At 62.6% G+C, this 16,828-nt stretch carries 15 protein-coding genes and 1 pseudogene; 11 read left to right on the plus strand and 5 right to left on the minus strand.

Annotated features, from left to right (window positions below):
• Positions 1 to 135: 135 nt before the first annotated feature.
• On the plus strand, positions 136 to 975 hold the full coding sequence (locus tag ABR989_RS08345) for a transporter (RefSeq protein ID WP_428127494.1): 840 nt from the start codon (positions 136 to 138) through the stop codon (positions 973 to 975).
• Positions 976 to 1,067: 92 nt separating this feature from the next.
• On the opposite strand, the pseudogene ABR989_RS08350 reads toward ABR989_RS08345, so the two are convergent.
• Positions 1,068 to 1,250 (minus strand): annotated as a pseudogene (locus ABR989_RS08350) (MT-A70 family methyltransferase); the annotation flags it as partial.
• Between the two features lie 546 nt (positions 1,251 to 1,796).
• Between ABR989_RS08350 and ABR989_RS08355 the strand changes: the two are divergent.
• From ABR989_RS08355 to ABR989_RS08390, 8 genes are all read left to right on the plus strand, one after another.
• The gene (locus ABR989_RS08355) at positions 1,797 to 3,428 is read left to right on the plus strand and encodes a DegQ family serine endoprotease (RefSeq protein ID WP_428127495.1); all 1,632 of its coding nucleotides are present in this window, start codon (positions 1,797 to 1,799) and stop codon (positions 3,426 to 3,428) included.
• A 136-nt stretch (positions 3,429 to 3,564) separates the two neighbouring features.
• Complete coding sequence (locus ABR989_RS08360) at positions 3,565 to 4,800, plus strand: NAD(P)/FAD-dependent oxidoreductase (RefSeq protein ID WP_428127497.1); 1,236 nt, start codon at positions 3,565 to 3,567, stop codon at positions 4,798 to 4,800.
• A 128-nt stretch (positions 4,801 to 4,928) separates the two neighbouring features.
• A complete protein-coding gene (locus ABR989_RS08365) occupies positions 4,929 to 5,201 on the plus strand; it encodes a hypothetical protein (RefSeq protein WP_428127499.1) in 273 nt (90 codons plus the stop codon).
• A 43-nt stretch (positions 5,202 to 5,244) separates the two neighbouring features.
• Positions 5,245 to 6,081, plus strand: a complete 837-nt coding sequence (locus tag ABR989_RS08370) for a helical backbone metal receptor (protein WP_428127500.1) — start codon at positions 5,245 to 5,247, stop codon at positions 6,079 to 6,081.
• Between the two features lie 54 nt (positions 6,082 to 6,135).
• Positions 6,136 to 7,338 (plus strand): CaiB/BaiF CoA transferase family protein, encoded by a 1,203-nt coding sequence (locus tag ABR989_RS08375; RefSeq protein WP_428127501.1) that lies wholly within the window; start codon positions 6,136 to 6,138, stop codon positions 7,336 to 7,338.
• Positions 7,339 to 7,408: 70 nt separating this feature from the next.
• Positions 7,409 to 8,731, plus strand: coding sequence for an aminotransferase family protein (locus ABR989_RS08380; protein WP_428127503.1), 1,323 nt, complete (start codon positions 7,409 to 7,411; stop codon positions 8,729 to 8,731).
• Between the two features lie 42 nt (positions 8,732 to 8,773).
• Positions 8,774 to 9,646, plus strand: a complete 873-nt coding sequence (locus tag ABR989_RS08385; protein ID WP_428127504.1) for an alpha/beta fold hydrolase — start codon at positions 8,774 to 8,776, stop codon at positions 9,644 to 9,646.
• Between the two features lie 44 nt (positions 9,647 to 9,690).
• A complete protein-coding gene (locus ABR989_RS08390) occupies positions 9,691 to 11,751 on the plus strand; it encodes a chloride channel protein (protein ID WP_428127506.1) in 2,061 nt (686 codons plus the stop codon).
• Here ABR989_RS08390 and ABR989_RS08395 read toward each other — a convergent pair.
• The 4 genes from ABR989_RS08395 to ABR989_RS08410 are packed head-to-tail and all read right to left on the minus strand — an operon-like array spanning position 11,727 to position 15,713.
• On the minus strand, positions 11,727 to 12,383 hold the full coding sequence (locus tag ABR989_RS08395; RefSeq protein WP_428127507.1) for a PHP-associated domain-containing protein: 657 nt from the start codon (positions 12,381 to 12,383) through the stop codon (positions 11,727 to 11,729). The genes ABR989_RS08390 and ABR989_RS08395 overlap by 25 nt on opposite strands.
• Before the next feature lie 10 nt (positions 12,384 to 12,393).
• Positions 12,394 to 13,905: a protein kinase domain-containing protein gene (locus ABR989_RS08400; protein WP_428127509.1), complete on the minus strand. Its 1,512-nt coding sequence runs from the start codon at positions 13,903 to 13,905 to the stop codon at positions 12,394 to 12,396.
• A gap of 34 nt (positions 13,906 to 13,939) precedes the next feature.
• Positions 13,940 to 14,281 carry a hypothetical protein gene (locus ABR989_RS08405; protein WP_428127511.1) on the minus strand — a complete coding sequence of 114 codons (342 nt, stop codon included), beginning with the start codon at positions 14,279 to 14,281 and terminating at the stop codon, positions 13,940 to 13,942.
• Positions 14,274 to 15,713 carry an FHA domain-containing protein gene (locus ABR989_RS08410; RefSeq protein ID WP_428127512.1) on the minus strand — a complete coding sequence of 480 codons (1,440 nt, stop codon included), beginning with the start codon at positions 15,711 to 15,713 and terminating at the stop codon, positions 14,274 to 14,276. The genes ABR989_RS08405 and ABR989_RS08410 overlap by 8 nt, the downstream gene beginning before the upstream one ends.
• Positions 15,714 to 15,875: 162 nt before the next feature.
• Between ABR989_RS08410 and ABR989_RS08415 the strand changes: the two genes are divergently transcribed.
• The gene (locus tag ABR989_RS08415) at positions 15,876 to 16,025 is read left to right on the plus strand and encodes a hypothetical protein (protein WP_333648915.1); all 150 of its coding nucleotides are present in this window, start codon (positions 15,876 to 15,878) and stop codon (positions 16,023 to 16,025) included.
• Positions 16,022 to 16,801 (plus strand): enoyl-CoA hydratase/isomerase family protein, encoded by a 780-nt coding sequence (locus tag ABR989_RS08420; protein ID WP_428127514.1) that lies wholly within the window; start codon positions 16,022 to 16,024, stop codon positions 16,799 to 16,801. Before ABR989_RS08415 ends, ABR989_RS08420 begins: the two co-directional genes overlap by 4 nt.
• Positions 16,802 to 16,828 lie beyond the last annotated feature (27 nt).

The following is a 16,828-nucleotide window of genomic DNA, read 5'->3' on the forward strand; positions in this document are numbered from 1 at the left end:
GAGTAATCCCGCGCGGCCGCTTCCCGCGCAACAACCGTTACAGAGTTCTCACCTCCAGCGATACTTTTCATGACTCACTTTCCAAACGATCTGCGCTCAACCACCTGTGCAGAGGTTCCCTAGGTGGGCTGACAGATGCGCCTCAAGGCAATTCTTGCAGCGGTCTTGAGTGTCCCGCTGGGCGTGTTGCTTGCGTCGTTGGGGCACGCGCAGCAATCCTTGCCGGTGCAGGCAACGACGGCAGGCACCGAATCGCTACAAGATCTCGCCAAGGACACTCTGAATCCGTTTGCTGAATTCCTCAAGGTGCCACTTCAATTCACGACCGGGTTCGGCGTCGGTTCGCATGACAGGGTGGGAGAGAGCCTGAATATCGAGCCGCTCCAGCGGTTCGTGCTCAATGCGGACTGGGATATCTTCGCACGACCGAGTTTGAACGTGACCTACGCGCCCGGCCCGAATGAGCAATTTGGATTTCAAGATCTGCAGAGCTCTTTCTTTCTGAGCCCGGCAAAGGCCAAGACATGGATCTGGGGTGTCGGGCCGATCTTTCAGTTCCCGACCGCCAGCAGTGAACGATTGGGCACCGGCCGCTGGTCGGCCGGACCAACTGCGGCGCTGGTTTACGAGCAAGGTCCGTGGTTCGCCGCAATCCTGAGTTACCAGATGATGTCGTTTGCAGGCGATCGTGGCCGGGGAAGCGTCAACCAGACCTATATCGAGCCGGAAGTCAGCTACAGCTTGGACAGCGGCTGGTACGGACAGTGGGATCCCGCTATCACCTACAACTGGACGGCCGACACGGATAACGCTTGGACGATTCCAGTTGGCGTCGATATCGGCAAGGCATTCCGGATTGGAGAGCAGGCGATGAGCCTGCAAGTCGGCGGATACGACTATCCAATGCATCCGGATGGCGCGCCGCAGTGGATAGTTCGCACACAGATGACGTTTCTGTTTTCTAACAGGCGTTGAAAAGTAATTTTCAACGCCTGCTGGCCTTTGCTGACGAACCAGCCGGCTATGCGGCGGCCTGATTGCCCCAAGCACTCCAGCCTTCACGCTGTTCACTGCCCACGGGCGAATAGTTCAAGCTTGGGCAATGCCGGGTACATGCGCTCAATGATTTCGTAGACCAGTTGGGGCTTTTCACTATGCGCCCGGCGGCGCGACCGAATGACAGAGGCGACCCGATCCGACGACGCTGGCGCCGGCGGAGAGCCTCGCGCCGCCAGCAGCAAGAGTTCGTGCTGCTGACGGAAAAATTAACAGGGCCGATCACCTCTTTGTCCCCTACCGCGCAAGTGCGACGACGCCCGAGCAGGACTGATGCCGCTCGCCGGTGGGCGCTGAGCCGGACATCGAGGTCGAATACGCTCCCCACGATTACGCGTCCGGCCGCGATCTGCAACTCGAGCGCGCAGTCGCAGATCTCCCGTGAGCGCAAATCGCGCGCACACACGCGGATTTCGAGCGATTCTCCCAGATGTCCGAAAACTTAGAGACTGAATGGTGGATGTTTTGGGGCGCGCCAAAGGTGCGCGTTTGTGATAGGCTTGCCGGAGCAGAGGCCTCATCTCGCAGGAGGTCACCCGCCAATTTGGGGACGTTTTATTTTCACCGTGAATTTGATTTGATGGATCAGTTGGCAGGGACTTTGACCAGGCGGCGCGGACGGCAGGTGTTTAGGCGGGTGGCTGAATTTCGGCCGAAATTTATCGTCCGATAGTTTAGTATGGTCCGGCACTTGTCCTGCCTCATGACGCAAGAGTTTCGCTACATTCCAGGAGGAATGCATGGTTAAGAAGATCGCCGCCGTGGCCGGCGGCGTTTTCATCGGCCTTATCATTGCTTTTGCGCGCGTCGGCGCGTTCCCTTTCTGGGGTTCCGGCTCGGACGCTTCCAAGGCGCCACCTGCGCAGCAAGCACAGGCAGTGCCGGCGGAGCCCCTGCCGGCGCCTCCGGTGCCCGGGGTGCACGTGGCGCCGGCGCAGCCGAATACGCCTGAGCCGAACGAAAAGATCGGAGTAATTACCTCGTTCGCGCCGCTGGTCAAGCGAATGATACCGGCGGTCGTCAGCGTCAGGGTCGTTCAGGATGTGAAGCTTTCGGGAATCCCGTTTGGTGGCCCGCAAGCTGGACCCGGCGACGACAATGGCGGCGATAACGACAACGGCGGCGGTGGGGGTGAAGGAGGCGGCATGCCGCCTGGCGGCGATCCGTTCGACCAGTTGCGCCGCTACTTCGGCCAGGGCGGTCAACGCGAATTCAAACAGCGTGGGCTCGGATCGGGCGTGATCGTATCGGCCGACGGCTACATCCTGACCAACAATCACGTGGTCGGTAACGCCGAACAAATCCGCGTTACGCTGGAGGACAAGCGCGAGTTTACGGCCAAGGTAATCGGCAAGGACACCAAGACCGATCTCGGGCTGATCAAGATCGATACGAAGGACGCATTGCCGGTCGCGCTGCTGGGGGATTCCAATTCCACTGACGTCGGCGACTGGGTAATCGCAATCGGCAACCCGTTCGACGTCGGCATGACCGTGACGGCGGGAATCGTCAGCGCCAAGGGACGAATCCTCGGCGGCGACTACGACGATTTCATTCAGACCGACGCGTCGATTAATCCCGGCAACTCAGGCGGCCCGTTGATCAATACGCGCGGCGAGGTCATCGGAATCAACACCGCAATCTACAGCCGCACCGGCGCCAACAATGGCATCGGCTTCGCCATCCCAATCGACATGGCGCGCAACGTGATGGATCAGTTGAAGGCGCACGGGCGCGTGGTCCGCGGATGGCTGGGCGTCGAAATTCAGGAAGTGACGCCGGACCTGGCGCAATCGTTCGGATTGCCGAAGCCCGAGGGCGCGCTGGTCGCCAGCGCGGACAAGGATGGGCCTGCGGGCAAGGCTGGAATCGAACGCGGCGATATCGTGCTCAGCTTCAACGGCCATCCGGTCAACGATGAGCATGAGCTGCCCGCGCTGGTCGCGCAGACACCCATCAATCAGAAGGTGCCGGTCGAGGTGGTGCGCAACGGCAAGCACATGACCATCGAGGTCACGATTGGCGAGCGCAAGGAACCGCAGGTGGCGTCGGCCAAGTCCGAGGAGCCGGGCGGCAACTGGGGTATGCAAGTCGGGGACATCACACCCGAGATCGCGCAGGAGTTCCATCTCGAGAACACCAAGGGTGTGGTGATTCAGAAGGTGGCGCCGGACAGTCCTTCGGCGGAGGCAGGTCTTCAGCCGGGCGACGTCGTGTTGGAAGTGAATCACGACAAGGTCGCCGCGGTTTCGGATTTCGTCGCCAGGGCAAGAGAAGCGCAGACCAAGAAGAAGCCGGCGCTGCTGCTGGTTCAACGCGGCGGCGCGACGCTGTACACGGTGATCAAGCCGGCCGGCGAGGCGCAGGGCTGATCGAAAAGTAAGTCACATGCAGTCAACGCGCGGCGCATCGAGCATCTCGATGCGCCGCGCCTGTTTTGGACATTGCCGAGAGAGTCTCGGTGCGCTTTCGCGCGCGGAATCCGGATGCTAGGCGTTGAAGCGAGCGATGGAATGCTGGCGAAAATGCGACGTGCTGATCGCCGGCGCCGGTCCCGCAGGGCTGGCGACCGCGCTTTTTCTGGTGAAGAATCGGCCCAGCCTGGCGGGCCGAATCGTCGCGATTGAGAAATCGGCGCATCCGCGCTTCAAGGTCTGCGGCGGCGGCCTGATTCCCAAAACGATGCTCGCGCTCGACGAGCTTGGAATCCCGCTCGAGGTGCCCGCCGTCGAAGTGACTCGCGGCGAAGCCGCAACTCCCGTTGGCGGCGTCGATTTGTCGCGTGGTGGCGATGTCCTGTGCACGGTGATTCGCCGCGACCGGTTCGACGCGATGCTGGCGCGGACAGCAAGCGAGGCGGGAGTCGAAATAGTCCAGCGCGATCGTGTGCTCGATGCGGCTCAGGGCGCTGGCGGTGTGCGCGTCAGCACCGAGCGGGGCATTTACGAAGGGCAAGTGCTGGTCGGAGCCGACGGATCGGGCAGCCGGGTCCGTCGAGCGGTATTCGGCGCGCGCAAGGAAACAATCGGGCGCGCATTGATGACGGACATTGCGGTCGATCCCGAGCGCACGCCCGAATTTACCGGGAAGCGTTACCGGTTCGACTTCCGATGCGTGAGCGGTGGAATCAACGGCTACAGCTGGTCGTTCCCATGCCTTATCGGCGGCCGACCGCATCTGAATGTAGGCATCTATGATCAGCGCCCGCGCGAATTCGCCGAAAAGAGCGGCGAGCAATCGCGAATGATAGCGGAACTCGTCGCGGCCTTCCCCGAACTTCCACTCGACGGCCTCAAACGCCACGCGACGCGATGGCATTCGTTCCCGATTCGATGGTTCGACGCCAGGGACAGCTACGCATCCGGACGCGTCATTCTCGCCGGTGACGCGGCAGGTGTTGATCCGCTGATGGGCGAAGGCATCTCGTGCGCATTCGAGCACGGCAAGCTGGCGGCGAATGCAATCTGCAAGTATCTGGACGGCGACGGCAGCGCGCTGCAAGCCTACGATCGCGCCCTGCACGAAGGTGCGGTGGGGGCAAAGCTCGGCAAGCTCGCGTTTGCCGCGCGGCATTTTTACGGCCCGCACTACAGGCTCTTCTTCCGGCTCGCGCGGACGAGCCGCCGCGCACAGGAGATCGCCGTGGATTGGTACAACGGCGCGCGCCATCTCGACGAAGTACCCACTCGACGCCTGATCACTCGATGGGCTCGCGCGGTTCTATTAGGTGAGCCTGTGCGATAGCATTTCTGTTAGCGCTCGCAGTGGAGGGGAATCAGGTGGCGGATCGAGTACGAGTGGGGCCAGCGCAAAAGCGCGCAAGTGCGAGACGGCCGGCGAGAAAGAAGACGATGCGGCGGCCGGGAATCCTCGTGCTGGCCGCGCTTGGGGCGCTGATTTTGGGATTTTTGGCGAGACGACTGATGATCCCGTCGGCCGTCCATTACATCGCATATCGACCCCCTGATCAGCCGCAACCGATGAGAGAAGCAAATCCGCCCGCCGTTGCGGAAGGGGCTGGCAACGCGGATGACTCGGCGGCGGCGAACGGGAAGTCAAATGCGGATGCGCGCACCGGCTCGGAACAACTGACGCCGGCCGATCGCAGCGAGCTGGACGCGATTATCAAACGCAAGGCCAAGTGACGAATGGAGAGGGTAGGGTAGGTCACTTCTCAGGAACAATTCGATGGCGGCCCCGATGCAAATAGCGGACGACATGGGCTTTCGCGTCGAGCTCGAGCGCCCGCCGTCGCGAATCGTATCGTTGGTGCCGAGTTGGACGGAGACACTGTTCGCGCTGGGGTTCAATTCCGAAGTCGTGGGTGTAACAAAATTCTGCGTCGAGCCGGTCGCGGCGGTTGCGTCGATTCCAAAAGTCGGCGGGACCAAGAACCCCGACATCGGCGCGATCGTGAAGCTCGCGCCCGAGCTGGTGATCGCCAACGCCGAGGAGAACCGGCGCGAGGATGTGGAGCGGTTGCGCGCAGCGGGAATCCCGGTGTTCACGACTTATCCACGCACGGTGCCGGGTGCGGTCGAATCGATCATGCGGATGGGCCGGGCGCTCGGTCGCGAGGCGGCCGCCGCCGCGCTGGCCAAGGAGATCACGCTCAGCGTGAGCGGAATTGAGGCGGCGCTCGGAGTATGGGGCAAACTTCGCCTGCGCGTTTTCTGCCCGATATGGAAGAAACCGTGGATGTCATTCAACGCCGACACCTATGCGCATGACGTGCTGCGGATGCTCGGCTATAACAATATCTTTGCGTCGGCGGGCGAGCGGTATCCCATGACGACGCTCGAGGAGGCGGTCGAACGCCGCCCCGATATCGTGATACTTCCCGACGAGCCGTATGAATTCGATGAATCCGACGTCGCCGAGTTGAAGACTCTGCTCCCGCCCGCGCTCAGCCGCCGCCTGCTGACAGTCAGCGGCCGCGACCTGCACTGGTACGGCGTTCACATGGTGCGGGGGCTCAAGTCGCTGGCGGAGAGAATGGCGCGCGTGCGCGCCGCGATTCTATAATCCAGTCGTGCACAACGACGCCGTGCGGTGGATCAAGGTGAATGGGAGATTGGCATGACCGCACCACTGGACGGAATCAAAGTACTCGACCTGACCAAGCTCGCGCCGGGACCGTTCTGCACGATGCTCCTGGCGGACCTTGGCGCTGAAGTGATCAAGATCGAGGAGCCGGGACCTCCGACCGGAAGACGCGCACAGCAAGCCGGCGCCGCCGGCACACGGGGGCCGGCCAACAGCTTCAGCAGCTCGCCGTACAACGCGCTCGGCCGCAACAAGAAGTCGATCGGAATCAATCTCAAGAGCGGCGCGGGGATGGAAATCTACTTTCGGCTCGCCCAGCGCGCCGACGTGATCGTCGAGGAATACCGGCCCGGCGTCGCCAAGCGGCTCGGGATCGATTACGAGACACTCTCGTCGCGCAACCCGCGGCTGATCTATTGCGCCATCACCGGCTTCGGACAGACCGGGCCGTATCGCGACCTCGTCGGCCACGATATCAACTACATCGCGACCGCCGGCGTGTTGTCGCTGTTCGGACGGCCCGGCCAGCCGCCGACAATTCCGCACAACCTGGTCGCGGACTACGCCGGTGGCGGGATGCATGGTGCGATCGGAGTGCTCGCGGCTCTGGTCGCGCGCAATCAAACCGGACGGGGACAGTATGTCGATATCTCGATGATGGACGGCAGCCTGGCGCTGCTGGCGCAGTCGTTCTCGTCATTTTTTGCCACCGGGAAGGTGCCGCAACGCGGCGAGACGATATTTGACGGCGGGATACCGAACTACAATGTCTATCTGACCAAGGACGAAAAGTACATTACGATCGCGGCGATCGAGCCGTGGTTCTTCGCCAACCTGTGCCGCGCGCTCGGGCGCGAAGATTTTATTCCGCACGAATTTGATTCGAATAAACGAGCGGAAATAGCACGCGTGTTCACTGAAAAATTCAAAACCAAAACGCGCGATGAATGGTTCGCGATTCTAAGCAAGAGCGACATCTGCGCCGGCAGGATGCTCACGCTCGACGAGGTGCCGGGCGATCCGCAGGTGCTCGCGCGCGATATGATCGTCGAGATCGAGGGTCCCGGCGGCCAGAAGATCAAGCAGGTGGGCGTGTCGGTAAAGTTCTCGGATACGCCGGGATCGATAAGGTCGCTCGCGCCGCAACTCGGGCAGCATACCGACGAAATTCTGGGCGCGCTTGGTTACGGCAAGGACGAGATCGATCGCTGGCGCGAGGCGGGCGCCATCAAGTAGCGCGTCATCCGGCGGCGGCGCAAGGTTGGTCGCGTTGCCCGCGGCATCGAATCACGGTTAAGATTCCGCTATGCCACAGCCACCCCCGATGTTCATGCGCGGCCCGCACGACCCGCTTCGTATCGAGCGCGCCGAAGGTCCATGGCTCTACGCCTCCAACGGCCTCAAGATCCTGGACGCAGGCGGCGGCGCCGTGGTGGTGAACATCGGGCAAGGGCGCCGCGAAATCGCCGAGGTCGCCGCGCGCACGATTGCCAACCTCGATTACATCGTGCCGGTCTGGACCTCGCCCGAGCGCGAGAGGCTGGTCGAGCGGCTCTCGCGGTGGACTCCGGCGGGGCTGACGCGGTTCTTCTTCACCAGTGGTGGATCGGAGTCGGTCGAAGCGGCGCTGAAGTTCGCGATTCTCTACCACCACGCTCGCGGCCAACCATTGAAGAACAAGATCATCGGGCGGCGCTTCTCTTATCACGGCAACACCATCGCAGCGTTGTCGGCGGGTGGGAGCGGGCGGCGTGCGGACTACGAACACATTTTATTGGACTGGCCGAAGATCGATCCGCCCTACTGCTACCGATGCCCGTGGGGCAAAACCTATCCATCATGCGAGATTGACTGCGCGACGGCGCTTGAAAAAGAGATCCTGAAGAACGGCGCCGACTCGATCGCCGCGTTTATCGCCGAGCCGATGATGGGCTCGAGCGGCGGTGTGGTTCCGCCGGTCAAGGAATACTGGCCGAAAATCCGCGAGATCTGCACGCGCCACAACGTGCTGCTGATAGCCGACGAAGTGATGACGGGCTTCGGCCGCACTGGACGGCGCTTCGGCGTCGATCATTGGGACGTCGTGCCGGACATCCTGGTCGGCGGCAAGGGACTCACCGGCGGATACATGCCGATGGGAATGATCGCGGTCAAGGAATCGCTGGTCGAGGAACTCGAGCGCGCCAAGGCCGACTTCATGTTCTACACCTACAGCTCGCATCCCGTGGCGTGCGCGGTCGCCGACGAGGTGCTGGCGATCATGGAGCGCGAGCGGCTGGTGGAGCGCTCGGCAGAAGTCGGCGCCCGGCTCGGTTCCAGTTTGAAGGAAGAACTGTCGGGGCATCCGATGGTTGGCGACATCCGCGGCGCCGGGATGTTCTGGGGGATCGAACTGGTGCAGGACAAGGCGAGTCGGATGCCTTTTGCGCCTGAAAAAAAAGTGACCAATCGCGTGCTCGGCGCGTCGGTTCGAAGAGGGATGTTCTTTTATCCGGCGACCGGGATGGCGGGGAAGGCGGGCGGCGACGCGATGATGATCACGCCGCCGTTCATCATCGGTGACGCCGAAATCGAGTTCATCATTCGCACGGCGCGCGCGGCACTCGACGAGATACAGCCTAACCTGTAGCGTCTGACGCAGCACGTACTGGATTCGTGGAGAGACCGGCACATGGCCGATAGCATCATCGGGCCGACTTCGCATTACTTTTATTCGCAACGCCTCAAACTGCACTACGTCGATTGGGGCAATCTCGACAAGCCGCTGCTGGTGTTGGTGCATGGCGGTCGCGACCATTGCCGCAACTGGGATTGGGTCGCGCTCGATCTGCGCCGCTACTACCACGTTATCGCGCCCGACCTTCGCGGCCACGGCGATTCCGACTGGGCCGTGGGCAGCGGCTATTCGATGATCGACTACGTGCTCGATCTCGCACAGCTGATGAGCGCGGTGGGCGGCGAGTCCGCGACGCTTATCGGCCACTCGCTCGGCGGCGGAATCGTTTTGCAATACACCGGCACGCATCCCGACGCGGTCAAGCGCGTGGTTTCGATCGAGGGGATGGGTCCGCCGCCCGGAATGATCAAGGACTCGCCGGCCCACGATCGGATGAATAACTGGATCGGCCAGATGCAAACGCTCGCGCGGCGCAAGGTGCGCGAGTATCCCTCGATCGAGGAGGCTCTGGCCCGCATGATCGAGGCCAATCCGCAGCTGAGCCGCGAGCAGGCGCGCCATCTCACGATTTGGGGAATTCGCCGCAACGAGAACGGCACTTACTCCTGGAAGTTCGACAACTACGTTCACGCCACGTCGCCCTACATGTTCAACAACCGCGACGCGCGCGAAATATGGGGCCGCATCGCCTGCCCGACCCTGCTGATTCGCGGCACGGAATCGTGGGCGGGCGATTGGGTCAAGGATGGGCGCATCCAGGCCTTCAAGCATGCCGAATCGGTGACGATCCAAAAGGCCGGCCACTGGGTGCATCACGATCGCCTCGACGAATTCCTGGCAGTCACGCGCCGTTTCCTTGGCGTGTAGCGGCGACCGGCGGTGGAGAGCGCGTTCATGCGACGGTTTTGCTGATGCGACGACCTTCTCTTGCGCTGCGCGTCGACCAGTTCGAATACGTTCAGCTGATTATCCTCGCCGTGACGGTGGGCGTGCTCGCGGCGCTGGGAAATCTCGGCTTTCGTAAACTGATCGAATTCTTCTCGTGGCTGTTTCGCGTGCTTGAGTGGAACGCGCTCGGAATCGGGCTCGGCGGAACCCGTCGCGCACTGGTCCCGTTGATCCTGCTGAGCGGCGGCGTCGCAATACTGCTGCTTAACCGGATCTTTCCCGGAGACGTGCTCGGCTACGGCTTTCCGAATTTCCTGGAGATGGTCAACCTCGGCACCGCGCGACTGAAGCGCCGCTGGATCTTCGTCAAAGCTGCGGGCGCCGCGCTTTCATTGGGCGCCGGCGCGTCGGTCGGCCGCGAAGGTCCTATCGCCCAGGTCGGAGGCGCGATCGGATCGACTGTCGCGCAACTCAGAAAATTGTCGCCCGATCGGGCCAAGATGCTGGTCGCGGCCGGAGCGGGCGCCGGTATCGCGACGACGTTCAACGCGCCGATCGGCGGCCTGATGTTCGCGCAGGAAATCGTCCTGCTCGGCCACACCGAAATCGCCAACCTCACATTGCTGATCATCGCCACCTTCACCGCCGTGATCACCTCGCGTGCGATCGTGGGCAACGCGGTCGTCTTCGTCGTGCCTGAATTCGTGCTGCGCAGCTACTGGGAGATGGCCACGTATGCGCTCATGGGGGCGGCGCTCGGCGTCCTCGCGGCAGGCTACATCCGGTTTTTCAACGCAACCGAGGCATGGTTTCGCAGGCTGAAGCTCCCGGTTTGGGTCAAGCTCGAAGCGGGGCTTGCAGTCGTCGGTGTGATTGCGATTTGGCTTCCGCAAAACTTGTCCGACGGATATCCGGTGATCAACAGCGCGATGGCGGGCGAGTTCGGCATCGGAATGCTGGCGGCCTTGACCTGCGCGAAGTTTTTCGCCAGCAGCGTGTCGCTCGGATGCGGCGCGCCGGGAGGGTGCTTCGGCCCGACCTTTTTCATCGGCACGATGGCGGGCGGGTTTTTCCAGCGCCTGTCGGCGATGCTGATTCCCCACCTTACGGGGCCGCGCGGATCGTACGCGCTGGTCGGGCTCGGCGCGTTTCTGGCCGGCACCACGCACGCGCCGCTGACGGCGCTGTTCCTGCTCTGGGAGATGACGCACAGCAACACGATCGCATTGCCTGCGATGATCGCGACGATTACGGCGCTGATCGTGGCGCGTGCGATCGAAACCGAATCGATCGACGAGTTCGGGCTGGCGCGCGCGGGCAAGACGCTGCAGATCGGCCGCGAGCGCCTGGCGCTCGCGCTCATACCGGTCAGCGCCGTCGTAACCAGGAACGTGACCATGGTGAACGAGAACACTTCGCTGTCGGAAGTCCTGCGCACCGCGGGTGAGACGGCGCAATCGACCCTGCCGGTGGTCAACAGCGAAGGCGAACTCGCGGGGATGATCATAGTCCGCGATTTGTTGTCCATGATCAGCGGAGGACAGGAACTCGGTCCGCTGGCCAACGCATTCGACATCTGCAATGCGCATGGTCCTACCGTGCCGCTCGATGCGAATCTCGATGAGGCAAGCCAGTTGATGGAGCATGACGGCCTCGACGAGATTCCGGTCGTCGATAGCACCACCCGGCGCTTTCTCGGCCTCGTCACCGGCCAGCATATCGCACAGGCCCTCAACCGCGTGACGGTTTCTCTCTCGACGCTTGCGACGCGCGACCCGAATATCTATTGGGCGACCGGTTATCGAGTGACGCGCATCACGGTCCCCGCCAACGCGGCGGGAAAAACGGTACGTCAACTCGACCCGCGCGCGCGATTCAGCGTGACGGTTTTAGCCATTCAGGACGCGGGCAATCCGGGTGGTGGATTCGCGCCCATCGTGCCCGATCGCCCGCTGAAAGAAGGCGACGAGCTGATCGCGGCAGGGCGTCCGCAGGACATCCGGCAGTTCACGCACGAGTTGGAAGGCGCGGAACCCGCCGGCGCGGCGCGGGCCCCGGCTCAGTCCGAACCCGGAAAGACATAGGGACGAGCGCGTCCGGCGCGGATTTCAGCGCACAGTTGCTCCACCGCGTGCACGTCGCGCTCGAACTCCGTCGCGATCGTCATGAACCATTTTGCAGTCGCGAAATGAGCGTCGCTGCCGCCAACCGCCGTCAGCCCGAGCTTGAGCGCCGCGTCCTGCGCGCGCCGATTCTCCTCGATCGAGTTCTGGCCGTTGAGCACTTCGACCGCGCCAAGCGCCGCGCCATGGCGGCTGAGCAGTGCGTCCAGGCGCGAGCCGTAACCGGAGCCGCGAAACGGATGCGCTGGAATTGCGACGCCGCCTTCATGATGCAGCACTTCGATCAGGCTGTCGCTCTTGAGCATCCGCGCCGTCAGATCGAATCGGCGCATCACTTCATCGGTCACGCCGAACAGCAGCAGATGACCGAGATCGGTGTCGGCTTCGATGCCCTTGAAGATGGCAATTTGAAATTGCTCCGCGAGTTCCTCGTATAGCCGGCCGACTTCGCGATCGCTCGGAAACAGGCGATGCTCGGTGAAGCAAATCGCGCCGAGTCCGTGGCCGGAGCTTTTCGCGAATTCGAGATACTGCTCCGGCGCGGCGTTGGAGTCGGACGAAAGTCGCGTGTGGACGTGGAGGTCGGCGATCATCAGATGGATGCTACGGCGCGGCGAACGTGTAGCGCACTTGGATATGGTCTTCGATCGAGGAAATTCGCGCGAACATGAAAACCTGCGTCTGCACGATGAGACGATCGGCTTCCGTCGGCACCATGCCCCACAGCACGATCGTGTCACCCTCCATCCTGAAATGCACCGACGAGTAGCCCTGCGCGTTGAGCATGCGGCGCAGCGCGATCTCGCGCGGTTCCGTATGCACCGGTTCGGACGCATCGGGAGCGCCGCCATTCGGCGCCCCTGGCACCGCGCCGTAGTCGGGTCCGCTGTCGCCGTCGGAAGGCTGCGGTTGCGGCGAATGGAACATCAAGTATCCGATGAGAAAAAATCCACCGGTCACCAGCGCGAGCGTCCGCGCGCGATGCCGCCTGCGGGCGTGGGGATGAAAGATCGGACCCGGATATCCCCCCGGCGCAGCAACGTCGTCGAGCACGATCGTCTGCGCCTCATGCGCGCCGCGATCCGGCGCCGACAATCGTCCCGTTACGTCGGCGGCGCAGAACGAGCAGTAGTTCGAATCCACCGGGATATTTCGGCCGCATCGCGGACATTCCGTATGGATCTGGTTGCTCAGCATCGTCGGCGCCGATGCGTGCTGCTCTCCGGACCTGACCCCGCCGCGCGGCAGTTTGAGTTGTGGGCGCGCCGCCGGCCCGGTTGACGAATTGCGCTGCGGTATCGTCGCCGGCGAGACGCCCGACTTGATCGCCATCAGCCTCTGCTTGAATTCCGCGGCGTCGGCCATCCGCAAGACCACGTCGTACTTGAGCGCCTGATCGACCAGGTCGGCAAGCGCGGGAGTAATTCCAGGGCATAGCGGGCGCAACGGTGGAAAGCTGAAAGGCGGCTCGAGCGCTGGGTCGCGGCCCGACAGCGCATGATGCATCGTGGCGCCGAGCGCGTACAGGTCCGAGCGGAACTCGACCTTGCCGCGATATTGCTCGGGCGGCGCGTAGCCCTGCGTGCCAATCATCGTCGCGTTGCTCAGCGGTTGGAACAGGCGCGCGATACCGAAGTCGATTAGCTTGGCTTGCCCCGACGGCGTGAGCATCACGTTCGACGGTTTCAGGTCGCGATAGATCACCGGCGGCTCCAGGTTGTGCAGGTACTCGAGCGTGTCGAGCACTTGCAGGGCCACATCGATAACGGCTTCCTCGGGAAGCTTGCCGCCGGCGTCTTTGAGTTTCTGTTCCAGCGTGATCCCGTCGATGAACTCCATGACGAGATAGTGATGGTTCTGGTCGCTGAAGCGATCGAACACGCGGGGGATATGTTCGTTGCTGAGTTGCGCGAGCATGTCAGCCTCGCGCTGAAAAGCCGCCACCGCCTGCTTTTGCGTATCCGGGCTGGTGAAACTATCGACCATCTCGGCCAGCGCACACGGCCGCGCGGCAAGCCGCAAGTCCTCGGCGAGATAGACGAGTTTCATCCCGCCCCCGCCCAGAGGCTTCATCACGCGGTAACGGCCGCCGACGATGGTGTTCGGCGCGATCATGCGTTCAGTGAGAATTTAAGCATTTCTTCCAAGTTTATCGCGCCAGCATGTCCTCGTGCATCGTATCCGAGAAGGCTGCATTGGCGGCGCATATGAGATGAATCAGGACGCCGAGCGGCGGTCCCGCGCTGTACGCCAACGATACGCCAAAAAACCACAAGATTCCCCGGATCGGTTTGCCTCGATAAATCTGGCCGAGGCCCGGAATAATGCTTAGCACGAGCGCCAGGATCGGGCTGAACCCCCGATCTTTGCGCAGCAGCGGGAAACGAGTTACCGGCGCGCCGCACGATTTGCAGAAGCTCGCTTCGGCGACGACGATCGGCTGACCGCATCGCGAGCAAAACCTCGGCTTCTCGAACTCCGCTTCAGCCACGGAAGGTAAACTGCGCGTCGCCGAACCTTACGGCGTCGCCGTCGCTCACGCGCGTCGGTTCGGTCACGCGCCGGTTGCCGACGAACGTTCCGTTCTGGCTGCTCAAGTCTTTTACCGCGAACACGCCGTTGGAATTTTCGATGCTCGCGTGATGGCGTGAGACCGAGGAATGGCTGACCACGATTTCGTTGTCGAGCGCGCGCCCGATGCGGGTAACCGCACCGGAGCGGACGGGGTAGGGCTGCCCCGACGCATCGACCAGGCTCGGCGCGCCGATCTTCGCGTTCGCCCCGGCCAGCCGGCCGGCGACGTGCGCTGGATTCATCGCATCGACGGCGAGCGACGACTGTTGGCGGGCAGGCGCCGACATCCCGCGCAGATGGAACCTCATTTCGTAGCCGCCAATGTTGATTTGATCGCCGTCGTGCAGGTCAACGCTCTCGATTCGATTACCGTTGACGAAGGTGCCGTCCTGGACCGCGAGATTCCTGATCGCGTAGTCGGCGCCGCGCCGTTCGATTACGGCGTGTCGCGGCTGCACGGCCGGATCGCCGAACAGGCCGACCGGATTTTCCTCGGCGCGCCCGATCGACGCGTGCGCGCCTTCGATCCGGTACTGGCGTCCGCGCAGCCGGCCCTGCTCGACCGTGACCCACGCGGCCTTGGTCAGCTCTTGTACCAGCCCGATGAACAATCCGATCGCAAGACCGGTGACCGCTTCGCCGAAGAACCTTGAAGCCAGCCCGCCGCCGACGATCGCGCCGATCAAATCGAAGCCGATTCCACCGACTGCTCCGCCCACCAGTCCGCCCAGCGCTCCCTTGGGAACATTTTCCATCGTGAGCGTCGCCAGTCCCACGCCGCCGCCCACCAGCGCTCCGTCAATTGCCCATCCCAGGAGTCTTGCGATGACGAGAGTTACGATCGAGCCCGAAACCAGCTCGCCATTTGGGCTGAAGCCGACTCCACCTGCCGTGAGAACCAAGTTGAACACATAATTTCCGAAGTAAGTGGAGACCAGCGAGAGCAGCGCGCATATCGCGAAGCCGCGAATGAAGCGGCGCTTGGACTCCGGCGTCACGCGAACGTCGGATGTGTCCACGGCCGTGATGAATGCGCCGATCGCGCCCGCAGCAAACGCCATCGAGATGTAGTACGCGGCCATTTCGCCCGTCGTCTGTGCCTCGCCGAGATGAGCGTTGTGGGAAGCCAGCTCGACGGGGAGCCATCCGATCGCGCCGCCGAACAGGCCCGCAAGGGCCTTGAACGTCAGTTCGCGCCGGTTCAGAGAGTCGCTTTTGAATAGAGCTAGAGGTGAATTCACGCCGCCCCCGGCACACGCATCCAGGTTGGAAATATAATAGCCCGCAGCGGGCCGCTGGAAAACGCTCTCCGCAAACGGCCCGCGTTCGACGGTCGAGCGATGGGGCATCCGGTTTCCCGCGATTCGCGAACTTGATATTGAAGGGGTTGACGTCGGCGATATCGCCGCCGAGGACATTATCCCGGTGTTCCAGCAGGCTGTGAAGCCACGCAATTGAGGCGACGAAAAAATCAAGTCAGGACATTACCCTGGCCCGCGAGGAGGCCCCCCATGTCACCATTGCTATTGATACTAATCCTGTTGTTGCTGTTTGGCGGCGGCGGCGGCTATTACGCCTACGGACCCGCAGGCGGAATCGGTATCGGCGGAGTTATTTTGATCATTCTAATCGTCATGCTTGTCAGCCGACGACGAATATGAGCGTCGATTTGTCGGTCGAAAGCGGCCTTGCGGAGATTGTTCTCAACCGGCCTGACCAGATGAACGCGTTGAACGACGCGATGGCGGCCGAGCTCGATGGATGCCTGGAGCGCGCGGCGTCGCAAGGCGTGCGGGCGATGATGATCCGCGGTGAAGGGCCGGCGTTCTCGGTGGGACGGGACCTCGCGGAGGCCGAGGCTGGTATCGAGGACATTGACGCGATAATCGAGAACACCTTCAATCCGCTGATCAAACGAATCGTCGCGTTCCCGGCGCCTACCTTTGCCGCCGTTCACGGTGCGTGCCTGGGAGTCGGACTGGGGCTGGCGCTGGCATGTGACGTGGTCTATGCCGCCGACGACAACGACACGAAGATCGGTTCGCCGTTCGCGCGTATCGGCGCAGTGCTGGACTCGGGCGGCCATTCGTTTTTCGTGTCGTGCCTGGGAACCCATCGCGCGCTCGAACTCATCTACACGGGACGACTGCTCTCGGGCGCCGAAGCGGCCCAGCTCGGACTCGTGAATCGGAGTGTCGCGAAGGAATCGCTGGTCGCGGAGACGCGCAAGCTGGCCGCGCAGGTGGCGCTCGGTCCGACCGCGGCGTTTATGCAATCGAAGCATTTGGTACGCAGGATAGACGAGGAGGCGATGGGCCTGTTTGCGGTTATGAAATGCGAGGCCCAGGCGCAAGGCGCGGCGGGGCGGACGGCCGACTACAAGGAAGGCATCGCGGCCTTTCAGCAAAAACGCGCGCCGAGGTTCCGCGGGAAATAGCAGCGGCAGAGAGTGAAACCCACACTG

Origin of the sequence: Binatus soli (SeqCode), assembly GCF_050015535.1 — a bacterium.
Taxonomy (GTDB): domain Bacteria; phylum Desulfobacterota; class Binatia; order Binatales; family Binataceae; genus Binatus; species Binatus soli.

Bases quoted from the DNA above. Each gene is read 5' to 3' on its own strand.
- ABR989_RS08345 (WP_428127494.1), top strand. From the start codon at position 136: ATGCGCCTCAAGGCAATTCTTGCAGCGGTCTTGAGTGTCCCGCTGGGC.
- ABR989_RS08355 (WP_428127495.1), top strand. From the start codon at position 1,797: ATGGTTAAGAAGATCGCCGCCGTGGCCGGCGGCGTTTTCATCGGCCTT.
- ABR989_RS08360 (WP_428127497.1), top strand. From the start codon at position 3,565: ATGGAATGCTGGCGAAAATGCGACGTGCTGATCGCCGGCGCCGGTCCC.
- ABR989_RS08370 (WP_428127500.1), top strand. From the start codon at position 5,245: ATGGCGGCCCCGATGCAAATAGCGGACGACATGGGCTTTCGCGTCGAG.
- ABR989_RS08375 (WP_428127501.1), top strand. From the start codon at position 6,136: ATGACCGCACCACTGGACGGAATCAAAGTACTCGACCTGACCAAGCTC.
- ABR989_RS08380 (WP_428127503.1), top strand. From the start codon at position 7,409: ATGCCACAGCCACCCCCGATGTTCATGCGCGGCCCGCACGACCCGCTT.
- ABR989_RS08385 (WP_428127504.1), top strand. From the start codon at position 8,774: ATGGCCGATAGCATCATCGGGCCGACTTCGCATTACTTTTATTCGCAA.
- ABR989_RS08390 (WP_428127506.1), top strand. From the start codon at position 9,691: ATGCGACGACCTTCTCTTGCGCTGCGCGTCGACCAGTTCGAATACGTT.
- ABR989_RS08395 (WP_428127507.1), bottom strand. From the start codon at position 12,383: ATGATCGCCGACCTCCACGTCCACACGCGACTTTCGTCCGACTCCAAC.
- ABR989_RS08400 (WP_428127509.1), bottom strand. From the start codon at position 13,905: ATGATCGCGCCGAACACCATCGTCGGCGGCCGTTACCGCGTGATGAAG.
- ABR989_RS08410 (WP_428127512.1), bottom strand. From the start codon at position 15,713: ATGCCCCATCGCTCGACCGTCGAACGCGGGCCGTTTGCGGAGAGCGTT.
- ABR989_RS08415 (WP_333648915.1), top strand. From the start codon at position 15,876: ATGTCACCATTGCTATTGATACTAATCCTGTTGTTGCTGTTTGGCGGC.
- ABR989_RS08420 (WP_428127514.1), top strand. From the start codon at position 16,022: ATGAGCGTCGATTTGTCGGTCGAAAGCGGCCTTGCGGAGATTGTTCTC.